This window comes from Flagellimonas aequoris (assembly GCF_003584165.1).
GTDB classification, from domain to species: Bacteria; Bacteroidota; Bacteroidia; order Flavobacteriales; family Flavobacteriaceae; genus Flagellimonas; species Flagellimonas aequoris.
Genome location: NZ_QXFJ01000031.1, coordinates 20,815 through 36,842 on the forward strand (window position 1 = coordinate 20,815; position 16,028 = coordinate 36,842).

The window sequence follows — 16,028 nt, forward strand, 5'->3', positions numbered from 1 at the left end:
GTTTTCAAAGTTAATTCAAACAGTCAACATGCTCCTATCTCAATGTCCAGTCAAATGTAGTAAGTCCAGGTATGGGCCACAGATATCACCTATATCCCCATGCAACAGGGATATCTCTATCTGGTGGCCATCATCGACCTGCACAGCCGCTATGTCCTGAACTGGAGCGTGTCCAATTCCATGGATGCCCAATGGTGCAGGGAAACATTGGAAGAGGCAATAGGCGGGCACGGGACACCTGAGATCCTCAATACGGACCAGGGGAGCCAGTTCACCGCCGAGGAGTTCGCCAACTATGTTTTGGGCCAGGGAATACGCCTGAGCATGGACGGTAAGGGAAGGGCCACGGACAATGCCTTTATCGAAAGGCTATGGAGAAACGTGAAATACGAGAAGATATACCTGAACCCACCAAGGGACGGTATGGACCTTTATCTGTTATTGGCAGAGTACTTTGATTATTACAACCATGAGAGAAGACATCAGTCCATTGACTATGAAAGACCCATTGATCTATTTAAAAGAGCGGCTTGATAATTATATTAGTTTTGTAGAGAAACTGTCCTAAAGATTGGGGTATCTACATTTATTGATGTTGGAAATTTTTACAAAGTGCCTAAGTCAATTGCACTATTTGGAAACCCCATTGTTGCTGAATATTCATACCAAGAGTGTCGTGGATGTCATTATCGGGGTTATGCGGGATTTTTGGTAGACACCAATTCTGACTATAGTACACATTATCACTACAGATACGGAGTAGCCATAGACTAAGTGATGTGGCAAAGGATGGAAATGCGTATTTATTCCTGGAAGGGGCCAGAAAGCAAGGTTTTTCCTTCTCCTACATAGGATATATTAGATGACCTTTCCGGTACCTTATTCATAGGATCCGGTAAGGATGTTTTCCATAAATTGGCTTAGGGGAATCCTTACATCTCCATTATTTTGGACACAAAACCTCTTAATGAATTAAAATCAAGTACTTCTAATATGAAATGATTTATTGATAATAATTTCAATGTCTTGCTTTAAAAAGTTCGAATTCTGTCCCGCCGTGGTCACATAAAGATTAAAAGCTTCACGTCAAATCAAGGTTACTTGAATTTGTAAGTGGGGCTTTTTTATTTTCTGATATTTTGTAGACTTAGAGCAATTCGAAAAATGACAGATGGAATAGATAAGCCTATTTCAAGATATTCTGGATAATAGATGTGAACATTTGGATTCCAGCACCTATGATTTCGTCAGGAAAGTCATAATCGGCATGGTGCAAGGCAGGGGAATCAACTCCTGCGCCTAGCCCGAACATGGCTGTTTTGTATTTTTTGGAGTACCACCCAAAGTCCTCCCCAAATTTAAATGGATGGTTCTTTTGTACGATTTCCAAACCGTTTTCAAAGGCAGCCATATGGATTTGATCACTGCATTCGGTATCGTTGATGCTTGCCGGGAAATATTCAAGCCATTCCAGGTTAAAGTCCAGTTTGTGCAATCGGCAGATTTGTTCCACCAATGCTTCAATTTTAGAAGTCAAATCGGACATTTGCGTACTGTTCCAAGTACGTATGGTATAATGTAATTCAGCATTTGAAGGGGAAATGCCATAAGCTTTTTCGCCCATCAGTAGGTGAACAGGGGTCAATACGGCAAAATCCTCAAGATGAGGGTCTGTATGATTTAGGAGAGCCATTTCTCCAATGATTTTTGATATCGCCAAGGCTGGATTGATACCGTTTTCTGGTTCGGCTGCATGGGCTTCTTTTCCCTTGGTTTTTATGATAACGCTTATTACTTCCGCAGAAAATCCTTTTGGGGTGATTATGATGTTGTTGATAGGTTCCTTTGGAATGTTATGGAGCGCGAAAACGTAATCGATGCCCAGGGCTTCAAATTTTTTATCCTGCACCAACATTTGTGCTCCTTTGCCTGTCTCTTCGGCAGGTTGAAAGAGCAGGATGACCTTACCGTTTTGGATAGGTTGTGTTTCCAGCCAAAAAACCAATCCGGAAACCATGGCCATATGGCCGTCATGCCCGCATTTATGGGAAACCCCTGTATTGGCAGATTTATGTGGAAATTCGTTTTCTTCTACAATGGGCAAGGCATCCAATTCACATCGGATGGCAATGGTTTTCCCTTTTTTTGAAAACTCATAAATGATAGCTATGGCAGTTTTCCCAAAAGTTTCAATTCGAGCTGTATGTGCATGCTTTTCTGCAAATTTCCATATCCTTTTTGCGGTTTCATATTCTTGACCGGACAATTCAGGATAGGTGTGCAGTTCCTTTCTCAGTTTCATAATTTCTGGATGGACCAAAGGAATGTTTGGTTGCATATCGATGTGGAATTGACCAATTTTTGACTCAATAAAGATAGCCAAAATGATATTTTGAAAATGACGTTGGAGAAGGTCGTGTGAAGTCGTTTTTTGATATTTAACCATATAAAATTTCGTAAATTTAAGGGTGTAAATTCCACTAAAAAATACATGGATACAACCTTTCCGTTGACCGCTGGTTTAATAGCCTCCATGCTACATGTCATTGCTGGTCCCGATCATTTGGCGGCGGTCGCTCCCTTTGCCATCGAATCCAAACGAAAGGCTTGGAAAATAGGGCTGTTCTGGGGTATTGGGCACTTGGTGGGCATGATTGCCATTGGGTTATTGTTTGCCATTTTCAAGGAAATCATTCCAGTGGATACGATTTCCCAATACAGTGAGCAATTGGTGGGTGTGGTGTTGGTAGGCATAGGTTGTTGGTCCTTGTACCGGATTTTCAAAAAGCGAAGACACCATAAACATTTACATGTGCATACGGAACATGCTCCTGTCATCCACTCCCATGAGCACAAACACGAACATAATCCTACACACCATCACCAACATTCAGATGCATTAAAGCAAAACAATTTTGCTTCATTTTCCATTGGAATTTTGCACGGATTGGCCGGGATTTCCCATTTTTTGCTGTTCCTGCCTGTTTTGGGCTTTGAAACACAGTCCGATTCCCTCGCCTATATCATCGGCTTTGCCATTGGAATATTGGTGGCCATGATCACTTTTGCCTTTGTCATCGGGAAAGTATCTTCAGTGGTAAAAAATGGCCACAACGATATTTTTTTCAATGGAATCCGTTTTGCGGGCGGACTTTTTGCCCTGGTCATTGGTATTTATTGGATTTTCAGTACCTAACAAATCCTTGGCAATTGCTCCCCGATCATTGGGGTTACCATGCGCTTGCCCCCAATGACACTGTGCATAACCACTTTGTTCGGATGTTCTTCTGTAATTTCTCCAATACAAATGGCTCTTTCTCCCTTGTCATCCTTTTGCATCAATTCAATCATTTCAGATGCTATTTCCGGGTCAACGATGGACACAAAAATACCTTCGTTGGCCACAAATAGGGGGTCAAGTCCTAGCATCTCGCAGGCAGCGGCCACTTGGTCATCTATGGGTAATGCACTCTCGGTGATGTTCACTCCCATATGGATGTCACTGGCAATTTCAGAAAGGACACTGGCCAAACCACCTCTGGTGGGATCTCGGAACAAGTGGATTTTGTCGCCGAAGGAATCCAAAAGTTTACTTACCAAGAAGTTCAGGTTGGTGGTATCGCTCTCTATGCTTGATTCAAATTCCAAACCGTCCCTTTGAGACATGATGGCCATACCATGCTGGGCAATGGGCCCACTAATGATGATTTTGTCGCCCGGTTTAATTTTTTTGGCTGAGATGTCCGCCTTGGGATGCACCTTGCCAAATCCCGTGGTGTTGATGAAAATCTTATCGCCTTTACCACGTTCCACCACCTTGGTGTCACCAGTAATGATCTTGACCCCGCTCCGGTCGGCGGTTTCTTTGATGGTTTCCACAATCTTGATGAAATCGCCAATGGCCAATCCTTCTTCCACGATAAAGGCCAACGATAAAAACTCGGGGATGGCCCCGCACATGGCCACATCGTTCACTGTGCCGTTGACCGCCAAATCTCCGATATTACCTCCTTTAAAAAAGATGGGGGAAACCACAAAACTGTCGGTGGAGATGGCGATTTTTCCATCCATTTGAATGATGGAACCATCGTGTTTTTGATCGAGGTAAGGATTGCTGAACGTTTCAAAAATAATCTTGTCCAACAGGTCACGGGTCATCAAACCACCACTGCCATGGCCGAGGTTAATGGAGTCGTATCCTAAATCTATCTTGTTCATGGCGTTGTTAGTTTAAGTGGTTCGAAAAATGATAATAGGCGGCACAGGCACCTTCGGATGAAACCATGGGCGCACCCAACGGGTTGGAAGGATTGCAGGCCTTACCAAATTGTGGACATTCATGCGGTTTTTTAATACCTTTTAGAATCTGTCCGGCAATACACTCGGAGTTTTCTGGTGTGGTAATGGAGCTGACCCCAAACTTGGATTCCGCGTCATAGTCCCGGAATTTAGGTTTCAGCACATAACCGCTGTCGGGGATGGTTCCAATGCCGCGCCATTCACGGTCACCTACCTCAAAAACCGATGCAATGATTTTGAGGGCCTCCAAGTTTCCCTCTTCCCGTACAACCCGTGCATACTGATTTTCCAACTTGTGTTCTCCTTTCTCCAATTGGACCAAAGCCATATAAATACCTTGAACCAAATCTAAAGGTTCAAATCCGGTCACCACAATGGGGATTTTGTATTTTTCTACAAGAGGATAATATTCTTTCATTCCCATAATGGCACACACATGCCCCGCCCCCAAAAAGGCATCGATGGTACAGAACTCATCGCCCAAAATCCCTTCCATGGCAGGAGGCACCAATACGTGGGACACCAATATGGAATAATTTTTCACCTGTTCCTTTTTGGCATGCAAAACAGAAAGTGCGTTGGCAGGTGCCGTGGTTTCAAATCCCACAGCAAAAAACACGACCTCTTTATCTGGATTTTGCTTGGCAATATTGACGGCTTCCAATGGCGAATAGAGGATGCGAAGGTCACCACCGTTGGCCTTGGCCTCCAAAAGGCTCTTTTTGCTACCAGGTACCCGGACCATATCCCCAAAAGAGCAAACTATGACCCCGTTTTCCAGAAGTTCCACCGCTTTGTCAATTAGGTTGAGGGGCGTTACACAAACGGGACATCCAGGCCCGTGGATCATCCGAACGTTTTCAGGTAGCAGGTTGATGATACCGTTCTTCACCAATCCATGGGTCTGCCCACCACAGATTTCCATGATGTTCCAAGTTTTGGTGGCCGTTTTTTCAATGAGTTCCAAATAGCGTTTGGTGGCCTCCAGATTTCTATACTCACTCAAATACTTCATTGGTCAATGCTTTATATATTGATGGTATGCCACTTGTCCAAAAGAGATATTTTCATCATTTGGACTTAAGTTACGATTAAAATAGAGTTTGTATTCACTTCCCGCCAGTTCCTTGATCATATCAACCAAAACCGTATTTTGAAAGACGCCGCCGCTCATGGCAATTTCCTTGATATTCTGTTGTTCTGCCATTTTAATGACCATGGTGGTCAAGGTGAAGAGAAAGTCAACTATGATTTCTTGTTTGTCCCTTCCACTTCTGTAGTCATGATGGATTTTTGCAAAAAGGAGATGGGTGGGCACTATTCCGTCGTTTATTTCACTGATATAGCAAGTACAATTTTCCAATGAGTATTGTTGGATTTGATTTTCAAGCAAGATGGCTGCCTCGCCTTCATAGGTGTTGAAGTCGCAAATGTTCAAAAGGGATGCCACGGCATCGAAAAGTCGACCTACGGAAGAGGTTTTGAGCAATTCTTTCTTCTTTAAATGACGATAAATGGAAATTTCTTCTTTGGAAAATTTTTGCTGGATTTCTTCATTCATCGCTGCATCAGCCAAAGAGAAAAAAGATATCCGGGGTTCCTTGGCCATCTTGTCGCTGGCCAGCCAATCAAAATATTCAAAATGCCCGACACGTTCCATGGACTGATCATGGTATTTGAAAAATTCGCCTCCCCAAACCTGTTCGTCGTCCCCGTAACCGGTACCATCCCAAACGACACCCAAAACAGGCGAGCTTTGCCCAAAGAGTCCATGCTCACCCAATACCGAAGCAAAATGGGCCTTGTGATGTTGAACGGAGGCTACTGGGATATTCCATTTTTTTCCCAATTCCATACCGTGAAGGGTGCTATTGTAGGTAGGATGTTTATCCACAAGGATAACTTCGGGAAGTACCTGGAACAGTTTGGTAAACTTGTCCGCGGTATCCATGTAGCGGTCATAGACATCAAAATGGTCCAAGTTTCCCAAATATTGACTGATGTATAGGTAGTCGTTGGGGATAAAGGCCAACGTGCTTTTCAGGTGTCCGCCCATGGCCAATATTTTCTGGTCCGTCTTTACTTCAGAATCAAAATTTGGACTGAGCCCCCTAGATCGTCTAAAAATGACTTTTTCATGGAAACGATTGCTAAACTTGACTACGGAGTCGTCCTGTGGATTAGTGATTTCCAAATTATGGTCCAAAAAATAATCGGCCACTTCCGCCAATTCTTGGTGGGCCATATCCGCATCACTGATAATGGGCGATGCATGAATATTGCCACTGGTGGCCACAATCGGGATTCCAAGTTCGGTGGCCAATAAGTGCAAAATGCCAGAGTAGGGGAGCATAATACCCAATTGGTTCAGTTGGGGGGCCAATTCATCCACAACCAAGTTTCCGTTCAAATCGGTTTTTGGAATGATCACGATGGGACTTTCCGGAGAGGTCAAGGTTTCTTCCTGTATTTTGGTGACCTTCAAATGCTGTTTCAATAATGAAAGGGAAGGATATAGAATAACAAAAGGCTTGGTAGGTCTTCGTTTTCTTTTACGTAGTTTTTGAATGGCAAGAGGATTCGTCGCATCACAACACAAAAGATATCCGCTGGTATTTTTGATGGCCACAATGTTTCCATTTTTGATAAAGCTTGCGGTTTTTTGGATGACATCCCCGTCTGAAATAGTAGCTCCTTTGGCATCGGTCAATTTTAGTTCAATACCACAATGGGAACAGGAATTGGTCTGGGAATGGAACCTACGGTTCGAAGGATCTTGGTATTCCGTTGCACACGAATCACACATTTCAAAAACAGTCATATTGGTATGGTCCCTTTCAAACGGGAACTTGTTGGTAATGGCCCAGCGGGGTCCGCAGTTCACGCAAGTGGTAAAGGGATAGTGGTAGCGTCTGTTGTTCGGGTCGGTGATCTCTTCTTTGCAGGTATCACAAATAGCAAAATCGGGGGTGAGCTGTAAATTCAATTTTCCTCCGGTTTGGGACGGAACAATGGAAAATCCATCAAATGCTCGGTATGTGACTTCTGATAGATGATGGTCCTTTATTTTGGCCAATTTTGGAGGTTGCTGTATGAGCGTTTTATAAAATTGCTGGATTTTCTCGAATTCACCAGAAAGATAAATGATTACACCTTCTTCATTATTGGATACGGAACCCTTCAAACCAAATTTTTGAGCCAAGTTGAACACATGGGGCCTAAAACCAACTCCTTGCACGCGACCGGTCACTATGATCTTGAAAGATTTGGACACCTTATGAAATTTGATGGTGCAGGGTATCCACCAAGTCCATAATTTGTTCGATTGCCTCGGGAATAGCCGTTTTTACTTTTGGTGCCAATTCTGTGGTCATGGGTTCCACTTTTTCTATGGATATGGTGAAAAGATACAAATCTGGTTGGGTTTCCATGAGGTATACCGCTTCGATCATATCCTTGAGTCCCACGTCATGAACACTCAATGCCGAAGGAAAGTCACTGGCGAATTTGGGCCGGATGAGGGAAATGGTTCCTTCTGGTTGACCATCCATGGTGGCGTCCACAAAGATGATCTTGTTATAGCTTTCAAAACAGTTCAACAATAGAAATCCACCCGTTCCACCATCCAAAATGTCCAAATGGTCTGGCAGTTCCATCGTATCCATGTGTTGTATCAAATGGACCCCGACCCCTTCATCGCCCATCAAGTAATTGCCAACACCCAATACCAAAATGGACCTAGACTTATCTTTTTCAAAATAAAAGGCATCACTGCTTATGGCAATAGGCTTTTTTGCCAAATCCGATTTGGTATTTGTTGATTGCTCCATGTTGTAGGTATTACTCTATAATTTCCATGGCTTCCTCATCCACGGGAGCTTCTATTTCTTCATCTTCAACCAATTGTTTGAGTCTTTCGTCGCAGACAAATTTATAGCCTCCGAACATGGATGAAACTTCGCCTCTTCCTTCGAGCCAGTCGTGGTAGAACACCAAATACACATGAATCAAAGTGAACAATATAAAGAGCCACGTGGTGGTATGGTGAATAGTCCTTACAATGAAATCACCCCCTAAAAAGGGTACCACCCAACTGAACATTTTGGGCAACCACCAGCTTGCGGTGGAAGAATACAGTCCGAACCCTGTAAACACCTGTACCAATGCCAAAAGGAACAAAATCACATAGGATATGGCCGCCACACTATTATGCCCAATACTGATATCCTTAATGTCCGGTTTTTTTTCATTGGCCAAAAGGACATCCACCTTAATCACATGCAAGAAATTATGCCACATTTTTTTATTGAAAGGCCAAAAGGCACGCCAGCTGGAAAATCTGTTACCCACGAACGACCAATAAATTCTCAGTATCATATTGAAAAAGAATACGTAGGCCGTGGCAAAATGTATAAAGCGGACTGTGCCGAACCAATAAATATCGCTTGCTTCCCTATTGGACAAAATGGCCGGGGGATTGGCAATGATGAATCCTGTTATGGCCAATATGACAATGGAGAGCGCGTTGATCCAATGGAAAAACCGAACCGGAAGCTCCCAAACATATACCCGTCTAAATTTTCGTGTTTGCATGATTCATGATTTACTAGATTTCGCAGCTCGAAACGTTTTGTACTTGTGAAATATGCTTTCCGTGCTCATCATATAGATGCACTGCACAGGCTATACAGGGGTCGAATGAGTGGATGGTCCTGATGATTTCCAAAGGTAATTCAGGGTCTGCCACTGGGGTGTCCAAAAGTGTGGATTCATAGGCCGAACGCTGTCCTTTGGGATCTCTGGGTGAGGCATTCCAAGTAGAAGGAACCACCAATTGATAATTTTCGGTCTTACCTTCCTTGATTTTGATCCAGTGGGCCAAGGCACCCCTTGGTGCTTCTGAAAAACCTACCCCTTTGCATTCTGTTGGCCATGACTCGGGTTCCCATTTAGCCATATTGGCCATTCGGGTATCCCCGTTCTTGATGTTCAACAACAAGGTGTCATAAAACTCCATGGTCCAATTGGCCACCAATTGGGTTTCTATACCCCTGGCCGCTGTTCTTCCCAAAGTGGAGAAAAGAGCATCGACAGGCACGTCCAAATGGCTCAAAGCACCATTCACTGCTTCCTGAATTTCCTTGTTGCCCCTTGCATACCCTACCAAGAGTCTGGCCAATGGTCCTACCTCCATAGGTTTGCCCTGCCAACGAGGTGTTTTGATAAAGCTGTATTTCTGACTGACATCCAATTCTTCATAGGGAGGTTTGGGGCCCGAATAGTTGATGTTGGTCTCACCATCCCATGGGTGTCTGCCTTGGTCTTTACCTTCAGCATAGTCATCATACCAAGAATTGTTTATGAATTCAGCGATATCATCATTTCTGTGATTTACGTCATATACCTTGGATAGGTCCCTATCCAAAATAACACCTTGCTGAAATTTAAAACTGGAAATATCACTATAGCCATTGGTTGGGAAGTCACCATAAGCCATGTAATTGCCAAATCCTTTGCCAATAGCTCCCCAATCTTTGTAGAAGGAGGCAATGGCCAATAAATCTGGGATATAGACCTGTTCTATGAACTGTTTTCCTTCTTTGAGCAATCTTCCCACATAGGCCAATCGTTCAGCGTTGATACCTCCAGGACTTTCCGTATTGATGGCACAGGCCATACCGCCTACCAGATAGTTGGGGTGGGGGTTCTTACCACCAAAAATGGTGTGGACCTTTACGATTTCTTTCTGCCACTCCAAGGCTTCCAGATAGTGGGCAACTGCCAAAAGGTTGACTTCAGGGGGCAATTTCATTTGGGGATGGCCCCAGTAACCGTTTGCAAATATGCCCAGTTGCCCACTTTCCACAAATCTTGTGACCCTTTTTTTGATATCGGAAAAATAACCAGGAGAACTCTTGGGCCAACTGGAGATGCTCTGTGCCAGTTTGGAGGTTTCAGCGGGATCTGCCTTCAGTGCATTTACCACATCTACCCAATCCAGGGCATGAAGATGGTAAAAGTGTACGGTATGGTCGTGCATGTACAGGGCACCTTCCATAATGTTCCGTACCATTTCGGCATTTGGTGGGATCTCTATGCCCAAGGCATCTTCAACCGACCTTACGGAAGCCAAGGCGTGCACCGTGGTGCATACGCCACATGCGCGTTGCACAAATGCCCAAACGTCCCTGGGATCTCTTCCTTTTACAATATTTTCCAGACCCCGAACCATGGGACTTGAACTATAGGCGTCGGTTATTTTACCATCCTTCACCTCTACTTCTATTCGCAAGTGCCCTTCAATCCTGGTAATAGGGTCAACAACAATTCTATTTGCCATGATGATCTTATTAAGACTCTAGTTTCTTTTCATTCTGTATGCCACGGGAAGTCCTGCTTTTCAGTTCTTTCCGTTTAGATATATTGGCGGCAACGGCATGCACCGCTAAACCACCTGCTACAACCCCGGCGGCTACTTTGCCAATAGTGTCGGCGGAACTTTCAATGCCAAATCCGGCCAAACCGGTCAATCTTTCGTAGAAAGGTCCGTTGTCCCAAAAATTCTCTTCACTACAACCAATGCATCCATGACCTGATTGGATTGGATAGCTAACGCCATTATTCCATTTGATGGTACCGCAAGAGTTATAGGTCATTGGACCACGACATCCCACTTTGTACAAACAATAGCCATCTTTGGCATTTTGATCGTCAAAGGTTTCGGCAAAAAGACCGGCGTCGTAGTAGGGTCTTCTGTAGCAGGAGTCGTGTACCCTTTTGGAGTAGAATGCTTTTGGTCTACCAAGACCATCCAACTCTGGCAATCGGTCAAAAGTGATCATGTGAACAATGATTCCTGCCATGACCTCGCCAATGGGAGGACAGCCGGGGACCCGGATAATGGGTTTGTTCTTGATGATTTTATGTATCGGGGTGGCCTGCGTTGGGTTGGGGTAAGCGGCTTGTACGCATCCGTTGGAAGCGCAACTGCCCCAGGCAATGATTGCTTTGGCCCCTTCGGCGGCTTCGATCAGAAGTTCTTTTGCGGACCTACCCGCAATGCAACAATAGTTGCCATCATCGCCCAGAGGCACGGAACCTTCTACGCAGAGGATGTATTCCCCTTTGTATTTTTCCATGGTGGCCTGTTTGGCGGCTTCAGCCTGATGGCCGGATGCGGCCATCAAGGTCAATGTATAGTCCAGTGAAATTTTATCCAGAATGATATCCGAAACAATCGGGTGGTCGGACCGGATGAACGATTCACTACAACAAGTACATTCTTGGTAATGTTCCCAAATCACGGGGATTCGGAACGTGTTTTCCAGGGATTTGGCTACCTGACCGATCATGGATGTCTCCAAACCCATATATGCTGCGATATAGGTGGCGAACTTCATGAAATCACGTCTGCTGTAACCCTGCTTGATGATGCTTTCGTAATAGGTTTCCTTTACTGATTTTTCTAGTGCCATGACCCAAAATTTTAAACCTAAATATTAATTTTTCAGGGATTTAGCACTAAATGTAGATATTACAATCAGGGATTCATATGACAAAAGTCATGTTGTTGGAATTATATTTTGGATAATATTGTGTCTTATGTGCCTCTTATTCAGGACTTAAATAAATATCATGCATGAACTGTCGGTAGCCATGGGTATTGTAAAGATTGCCGAGGATGAGACCAAAAAGGCCAAGGCCAAAAAGGTCACCTTGATCGAGTTGGAAATCGGCAAATTGGCAGGTGTGGAGTTTGAATCCTTGGATTTTGTATGGCCAGCGGCAGTGAAGAATACGGTACTCGAAAGCGCGGAAAGAAGAATTGATGTAAAAGAAGGTTTGGGCCAATGCGCGGATTGCGATACGGTTTTTGAAATTGAACATTTTTACGATTCCTGCCCAAATTGTGGCAGTAGTTTTAAAGGTATAATACAAGGTAAAGAGTTGAGGGTTAAAGCCCTAGAGGTAGTATAAATCAAAAAACTTGAAATATGTGCGGTACTTGCGGATGCGGAAGCGAAGAGAATGGAGCCAAAATTTTGGCACCGGCCATTGGTAAGGAAACCCATGGCCACGATCATGATCACCACCACCATTCACACGGTCACTCCCACGGCCACGATCATGGTCATCACCATCACGACCATGAGCACTCCCATGACCATCATCATGGACATCATCACCATCACCACGATCATGATCATGACCATCATCATAAAACGGTATTGGAGGTGGAGCGTGACATTCTACAACAGAATGAGATCATGGCGGCCAGAAACCGGGGGTATTTTGATGCCAAAGGCATCTTTGCCCTTAATCTGGTAAGTTCGCCGGGCTCTGGTAAAACGTCGCTATTGGAGCGTACCTTAAAGGATATGAAGGATAAAATTTCTTTCTATGTGATAGAGGGCGATCAACAAACCTTGAACGATGCCAACCGAATTGCAGCTTTGGATGTTCCCGTATTGCAGATCAATACAGGGAAAGGATGCCATTTGGAAAGTGATATGATCCATGACGCGGTCAAACAATTGAATATTGCCAATGACTCCGTATTGATGATCGAAAATGTGGGCAACTTGGTATGCCCCTCCATGTTCAATTTAGGCGAACACAAAAGGGTGGTCATCGTGAGCACCACTGAGGGTGATGACAAACCCATCAAATATCCGGACATGTTTCATACCTCGGATATTTGCATCATCAACAAAATTGACCTAGCGCCTTATTTGGATACCAATATTGAAGAGCTGAAAAAGAATGCACGTCAGGTGAACCCTGGTTTGGTCTTCTTTGAAGTATCGGCCACCAAAGGCACTGGTATGGAGCAATGGTATGAATGGTTGGAGACCAACGCGAAGTTGGTTCCCGAAGACCACTAAAACAACGGTTATGTGTTTAGCGATACCTGGAAAATTATTGGAAATCACTTCGGAACTTGATGAAACCTTCCGTATGGGGAAAGTCTCCTTCGGGGGAATCAAAAAAGAAGTGAGCCTAGCTTTGGTCCCAGAGGCCAAGGTCGATGACTATGTCATGGTCCATGTGGGGGCGGCCATCAGTATTGTGGATGAGGAAGAGGCAAAAAAAACCTTTGAGGTGCTTTCACAATTGGGAGAATTGGATGATTTGGACCATCCACCGGAAAGCAATCCATAATTTTGATACCGTGCCCTATTTTGAGCTCAAAAATGATGAAATTTCTTTTCCACCAGCATACTTTGCGGATATAGATGGGCTGTTGGCCGTTGGGGGCACCATGTCCATAGAGCGATTGTTGTTGGCCTATAACAGTGGTATTTATTATTGGCATTATCCTTTAAAACATATCAAATGGTGGTCACCAGACCCAAGGATTGTATTGAGACCCAATGCTTTTGAAATGCCCCAATCCCGACTGGATTCCCTTTTGAAAGATTTTGATATACGAGTCGACTCCCATTTTGAGGAAGTACTCCGCGGTTGTCAGAGGGTATACAATATAGATGGTCAGATGGACAACCGATGGTTAGCAGAACGGATGGTCCGTATGTTCATGGAATTGCACCAAAAAGGATACGCCCATTCCGTTGAGGCGTGGAAAGATGGGAAATTAGTAGGCGGATTGTTCGGTGTCGCCATTGAAAAACTGTTCTTTGTTGAATATGTGTTCTCCACCGTGGAACATGCCGATGAAGCCGCCCTGCTATACTTGATTAAAAAACTGAAGGATCAAGATTTTGAGTTGATGGATATGCAAAAGGCCACGTTTTTCTTTTCAGGTATTGAATTTGATGAAATGCCCAGGTTGGAATATGTGGGCCTATGCAAGGAAAACGCGAATACGTTTCGCGATGTCCCCACTGAGTTTTAGGAAATACAAAAAAAGTAAGAAGATGAGCCTCTCATTTGAAGAACAGATACAACATGCCAACGTGCTTTTACAGGAAAATGAATGGGAAAAATCCATTGACAACTACCAAGAAGCACTGAAACTGGCCACCAATGACCAACAAAAAATCCACCTGAACAGCGTGCTGGGCAGATTATACCAAAAAATGAAAAAACCTCAGGATGCCTTGACCGCATTTGAAGAGGCCCTGGCAGTGTACGATCATGGACCCGAAGCAGAAAATCAAGTAGAAAGAGCGTCTTTGTTGAACAATTTGGCAGCCATTTATACCCAATTGGATACGGCAAAGGCGATCGAAAATTATAAAGCTGCCTCCGATATATTTACTGTTCTAATGGATAATGGACAAACAGCCGTTGCACCACATCTGGCCAATACCCAGTTTGCATTGGCCGAGGTATATAACAAGAAGAACGATTTCTACTTTGCCAAAAAATACTACAAGGAAGCCATCAAACTTTATGAGCGATTGCCCGAGGACATGTATCATTCATTAAGGGCCAGTGCCCATTATCAGTTGGGGAACATTTATACCGAGGAATTCTATGAGTTCGATGCCAAGATGCAATACCTGAAAGCTTTATCGCTGTTTGAAGGGTTGATTAGTGAAGGAGAAGAGTCTTTTCAACCGTATTTGGCCGCCGTGCTCAATAATTTGGGGGTTACCTTCAATGCGATGGGCGAGCCTGAAAAGGCATTGGAGCATTATGATAGGGCCCTGCGAGTGTACCAGGAACTATCCGGTAAAGCTTACGATATTTTCCAACCCTATGTGGCGGCAACTTTGAGCAGTATGGGCATTGTACATGCCGAAATGAAGGATTTTGAAAAGGCGATCGCCTATATTGGGCAAGCCGTTGAACTCTACAATGGCCTTGCTGATTCCAGACCACAGGAATACACCCATTATCTGGCCACAGGACTTCATAACCTGGGGCTTTTCCACTTTGAGATAAAGCAACTTCAACCTGCAATGGATTATTTTGGTCAGGCTTTGGAAATACGTAGGCGATTGGCATCAGAACAACCCATAAATTTTGATCCAGATTTTTGTGCCACAGCATTGAATTTGGTGGAACTATATCAGGCTGAATTGGAAACCAAAGTGGATTTCGATTATAAAACAAAGGCATTGGAATTGCTGAACGATGTTGAGATGCGTTTACGGTCATACAACGACGATCGTCCCGTCATTAAAAACATGAAAAACGATTGTGAACACTATACCGAATATTTCAACACTGTTGATGAAGAGGCGTTGACCATGCATTTGGTTTTTGGGAAAATCAAGGAACTGAATGAAGAAATAGATAGCACCATTGTTCCCGAAGAAAAATTGGTTTTTCAACAACAGGTCAAGGAACTCCTGACGGGAAAATTCAAATTATACCCTGATAACATTCTATTAAGGAACGAACTTGCACTGGCCCATGCCAATCTGGCTTGGCTCCTATTGAGGTCAAAACGGTTCGATGAAGCGGAAGACACCATTAAAAAAGCACCAAACCTTCAATCCTCTCCAAGGTCCCTGCAGTGCAATTTGGCCCATATTTATCTTTTGCAAAACCAATTGGACAGGGCCTTGCCACTTTATGAGGAATTAAAAGGCCAAACCAATGACGAAGGCAAGACGTACCAAGAAATCATCCTGAAGGATTTTGACATTCTGGAGAGGGACGGAATCCATCATGAAGACTTTGAAAAAGTGAGGCAATTATTGTCGTAAGGCTTCGAAAATCCAAAACATAAAAAACTGACCAAAAAGTGTATTCTGATTTTTTATTTCAGAAGGGTCACTTTTTGGCCAGTTCCCGTTAAATATGAAAAAGGTATC

At 43.9% G+C, this 16,028-nt stretch carries 15 protein-coding genes and 1 pseudogene; 8 read left to right on the plus strand and 8 right to left on the minus strand.

Annotation, left to right across the window (positions count from 1 at the left end):
- Window positions 1-78: 78 nt before the first annotated feature.
- A pseudogene (locus D2U88_RS17795) lies at window positions 79-534 on the plus strand (IS3 family transposase); the annotation flags it as partial.
- 652 nt (window positions 535-1,186) lie between these two features.
- On the opposite strand, the gene D2U88_RS17800 reads toward D2U88_RS17795, so the two are convergent.
- Window positions 1,187-2,338, minus strand: coding sequence for an amidohydrolase (locus D2U88_RS17800; protein ID WP_119642239.1), 1,152 nt, complete (start codon window positions 2,336-2,338; stop codon window positions 1,187-1,189).
- 153 nt (window positions 2,339-2,491) lie between these two features.
- Between D2U88_RS17800 and D2U88_RS17805 the strand changes: the two genes are divergently transcribed.
- Window positions 2,492-3,196: an urease accessory protein UreH domain-containing protein gene (locus D2U88_RS17805; protein ID WP_119641904.1), complete on the plus strand. Its 705-nt coding sequence runs from the start codon at window positions 2,492-2,494 to the stop codon at window positions 3,194-3,196.
- Here the strand turns inward: D2U88_RS17805 and hypE are convergent.
- The 7 genes from hypE to D2U88_RS17840 are packed head-to-tail and all read right to left on the minus strand — an operon-like array spanning window position 3,193 to window position 11,774.
- Window positions 3,193-4,218, minus strand: coding sequence for a hydrogenase expression/formation protein HypE (gene hypE / locus D2U88_RS17810; protein ID WP_119641905.1), 1,026 nt, complete (start codon window positions 4,216-4,218; stop codon window positions 3,193-3,195). The genes D2U88_RS17805 and hypE overlap by 4 nt on opposite strands.
- Before the next feature lie 7 nt (window positions 4,219-4,225).
- On the minus strand, window positions 4,226-5,314 hold the full coding sequence (gene hypD, locus D2U88_RS17815) for a hydrogenase formation protein HypD (protein WP_119641906.1): 1,089 nt from the start codon (window positions 5,312-5,314) through the stop codon (window positions 4,226-4,228).
- Window positions 5,315-5,317: 3 nt separating this feature from the next.
- Window positions 5,318-7,573, minus strand: coding sequence for a carbamoyltransferase HypF (gene hypF / locus D2U88_RS17820; RefSeq protein ID WP_182859213.1), 2,256 nt, complete (start codon window positions 7,571-7,573; stop codon window positions 5,318-5,320).
- A 1-nt stretch (window position 7,574) separates the two neighbouring features.
- Window positions 7,575-8,129 (minus strand): hydrogenase maturation protease, encoded by a 555-nt coding sequence (locus D2U88_RS17825; protein WP_119641908.1) that lies wholly within the window; start codon window positions 8,127-8,129, stop codon window positions 7,575-7,577.
- A gap of 10 nt (window positions 8,130-8,139) precedes the next feature.
- Window positions 8,140-8,892: a Ni/Fe-hydrogenase, b-type cytochrome subunit gene (cybH, locus tag D2U88_RS17830; RefSeq protein ID WP_119641909.1), complete on the minus strand. Its 753-nt coding sequence runs from the start codon at window positions 8,890-8,892 to the stop codon at window positions 8,140-8,142.
- A 13-nt stretch (window positions 8,893-8,905) separates the two neighbouring features.
- Complete coding sequence (locus D2U88_RS17835; protein ID WP_119641910.1) at window positions 8,906-10,639, minus strand: nickel-dependent hydrogenase large subunit; 1,734 nt, start codon at window positions 10,637-10,639, stop codon at window positions 8,906-8,908.
- Between the two features lie 10 nt (window positions 10,640-10,649).
- Window positions 10,650-11,774: a hydrogenase small subunit gene (locus D2U88_RS17840; protein WP_119641911.1), complete on the minus strand. Its 1,125-nt coding sequence runs from the start codon at window positions 11,772-11,774 to the stop codon at window positions 10,650-10,652.
- Between the two features lie 160 nt (window positions 11,775-11,934).
- On the opposite strand from D2U88_RS17840, the gene hypA reads away from it, so the two are divergent.
- Genes hypA through D2U88_RS17865 form a run of 6 tightly spaced genes read left to right on the plus strand, consistent with a single transcriptional unit; the run spans window position 11,935 to window position 15,920 of the window.
- Complete coding sequence (gene hypA, locus D2U88_RS17845) at window positions 11,935-12,276, plus strand: hydrogenase maturation nickel metallochaperone HypA (protein ID WP_119641912.1); 342 nt, start codon at window positions 11,935-11,937, stop codon at window positions 12,274-12,276.
- A gap of 51 nt (window positions 12,277-12,327) precedes the next feature.
- On the plus strand, window positions 12,328-12,627 hold the full coding sequence (locus D2U88_RS19740) for a hypothetical protein (RefSeq protein ID WP_235855822.1): 300 nt from the start codon (window positions 12,328-12,330) through the stop codon (window positions 12,625-12,627).
- The gene (gene hypB / locus D2U88_RS17850) at window positions 12,567-13,184 is read left to right on the plus strand and encodes a hydrogenase nickel incorporation protein HypB (protein WP_235855823.1); all 618 of its coding nucleotides are present in this window, start codon (window positions 12,567-12,569) and stop codon (window positions 13,182-13,184) included. Before D2U88_RS19740 ends, hypB begins: the two co-directional genes overlap by 61 nt.
- A gap of 10 nt (window positions 13,185-13,194) precedes the next feature.
- Window positions 13,195-13,461 carry a HypC/HybG/HupF family hydrogenase formation chaperone gene (locus D2U88_RS17855; RefSeq protein ID WP_119641914.1) on the plus strand — a complete coding sequence of 89 codons (267 nt, stop codon included), beginning with the start codon at window positions 13,195-13,197 and terminating at the stop codon, window positions 13,459-13,461.
- Window positions 13,427-14,155: a leucyl/phenylalanyl-tRNA--protein transferase gene (locus tag D2U88_RS17860; protein WP_182859214.1), complete on the plus strand. Its 729-nt coding sequence runs from the start codon at window positions 13,427-13,429 to the stop codon at window positions 14,153-14,155. The genes D2U88_RS17855 and D2U88_RS17860 overlap by 35 nt, the downstream gene beginning before the upstream one ends.
- A 22-nt stretch (window positions 14,156-14,177) precedes the next feature.
- Entirely contained in the window at window positions 14,178-15,920 is a 1,743-nt protein-coding gene (locus D2U88_RS17865) for a tetratricopeptide repeat protein (RefSeq protein ID WP_182859215.1), read from the plus strand.
- Window positions 15,921-16,028 lie beyond the last annotated feature (108 nt).

Coding starts and splice junctions, on each gene's coding strand:
- D2U88_RS17800 (WP_119642239.1), bottom strand. CDS start 2,338: ATGCAACCAAACATTCCTTTGGTCCATCCAGAAATTATGAAACTGAGA.
- D2U88_RS17805 (WP_119641904.1), top strand. CDS start 2,492: ATGGATACAACCTTTCCGTTGACCGCTGGTTTAATAGCCTCCATGCTA.
- hypE (WP_119641905.1), bottom strand. CDS start 4,218: ATGAACAAGATAGATTTAGGATACGACTCCATTAACCTCGGCCATGGC.
- hypD (WP_119641906.1), bottom strand. CDS start 5,314: ATGAAGTATTTGAGTGAGTATAGAAATCTGGAGGCCACCAAACGCTAT.
- D2U88_RS17825 (WP_119641908.1), bottom strand. CDS start 8,129: ATGGAGCAATCAACAAATACCAAATCGGATTTGGCAAAAAAGCCTATT.
- cybH (WP_119641909.1), bottom strand. CDS start 8,892: ATGCAAACACGAAAATTTAGACGGGTATATGTTTGGGAGCTTCCGGTT.
- D2U88_RS17835 (WP_119641910.1), bottom strand. CDS start 10,639: ATGGCAAATAGAATTGTTGTTGACCCTATTACCAGGATTGAAGGGCAC.
- D2U88_RS17840 (WP_119641911.1), bottom strand. CDS start 11,774: ATGGCACTAGAAAAATCAGTAAAGGAAACCTATTACGAAAGCATCATC.
- hypA (WP_119641912.1), top strand. CDS start 11,935: ATGCATGAACTGTCGGTAGCCATGGGTATTGTAAAGATTGCCGAGGAT.
- D2U88_RS19740 (WP_235855822.1), top strand. CDS start 12,328: ATGGAGCCAAAATTTTGGCACCGGCCATTGGTAAGGAAACCCATGGCC.
- hypB (WP_235855823.1), top strand. CDS start 12,567: ATGGCGGCCAGAAACCGGGGGTATTTTGATGCCAAAGGCATCTTTGCC.
- D2U88_RS17855 (WP_119641914.1), top strand. CDS start 13,195: ATGTGTTTAGCGATACCTGGAAAATTATTGGAAATCACTTCGGAACTT.
- D2U88_RS17860 (WP_182859214.1), top strand. CDS start 13,427: ATGATTTGGACCATCCACCGGAAAGCAATCCATAATTTTGATACCGTG.
- D2U88_RS17865 (WP_182859215.1), top strand. CDS start 14,178: ATGAGCCTCTCATTTGAAGAACAGATACAACATGCCAACGTGCTTTTA.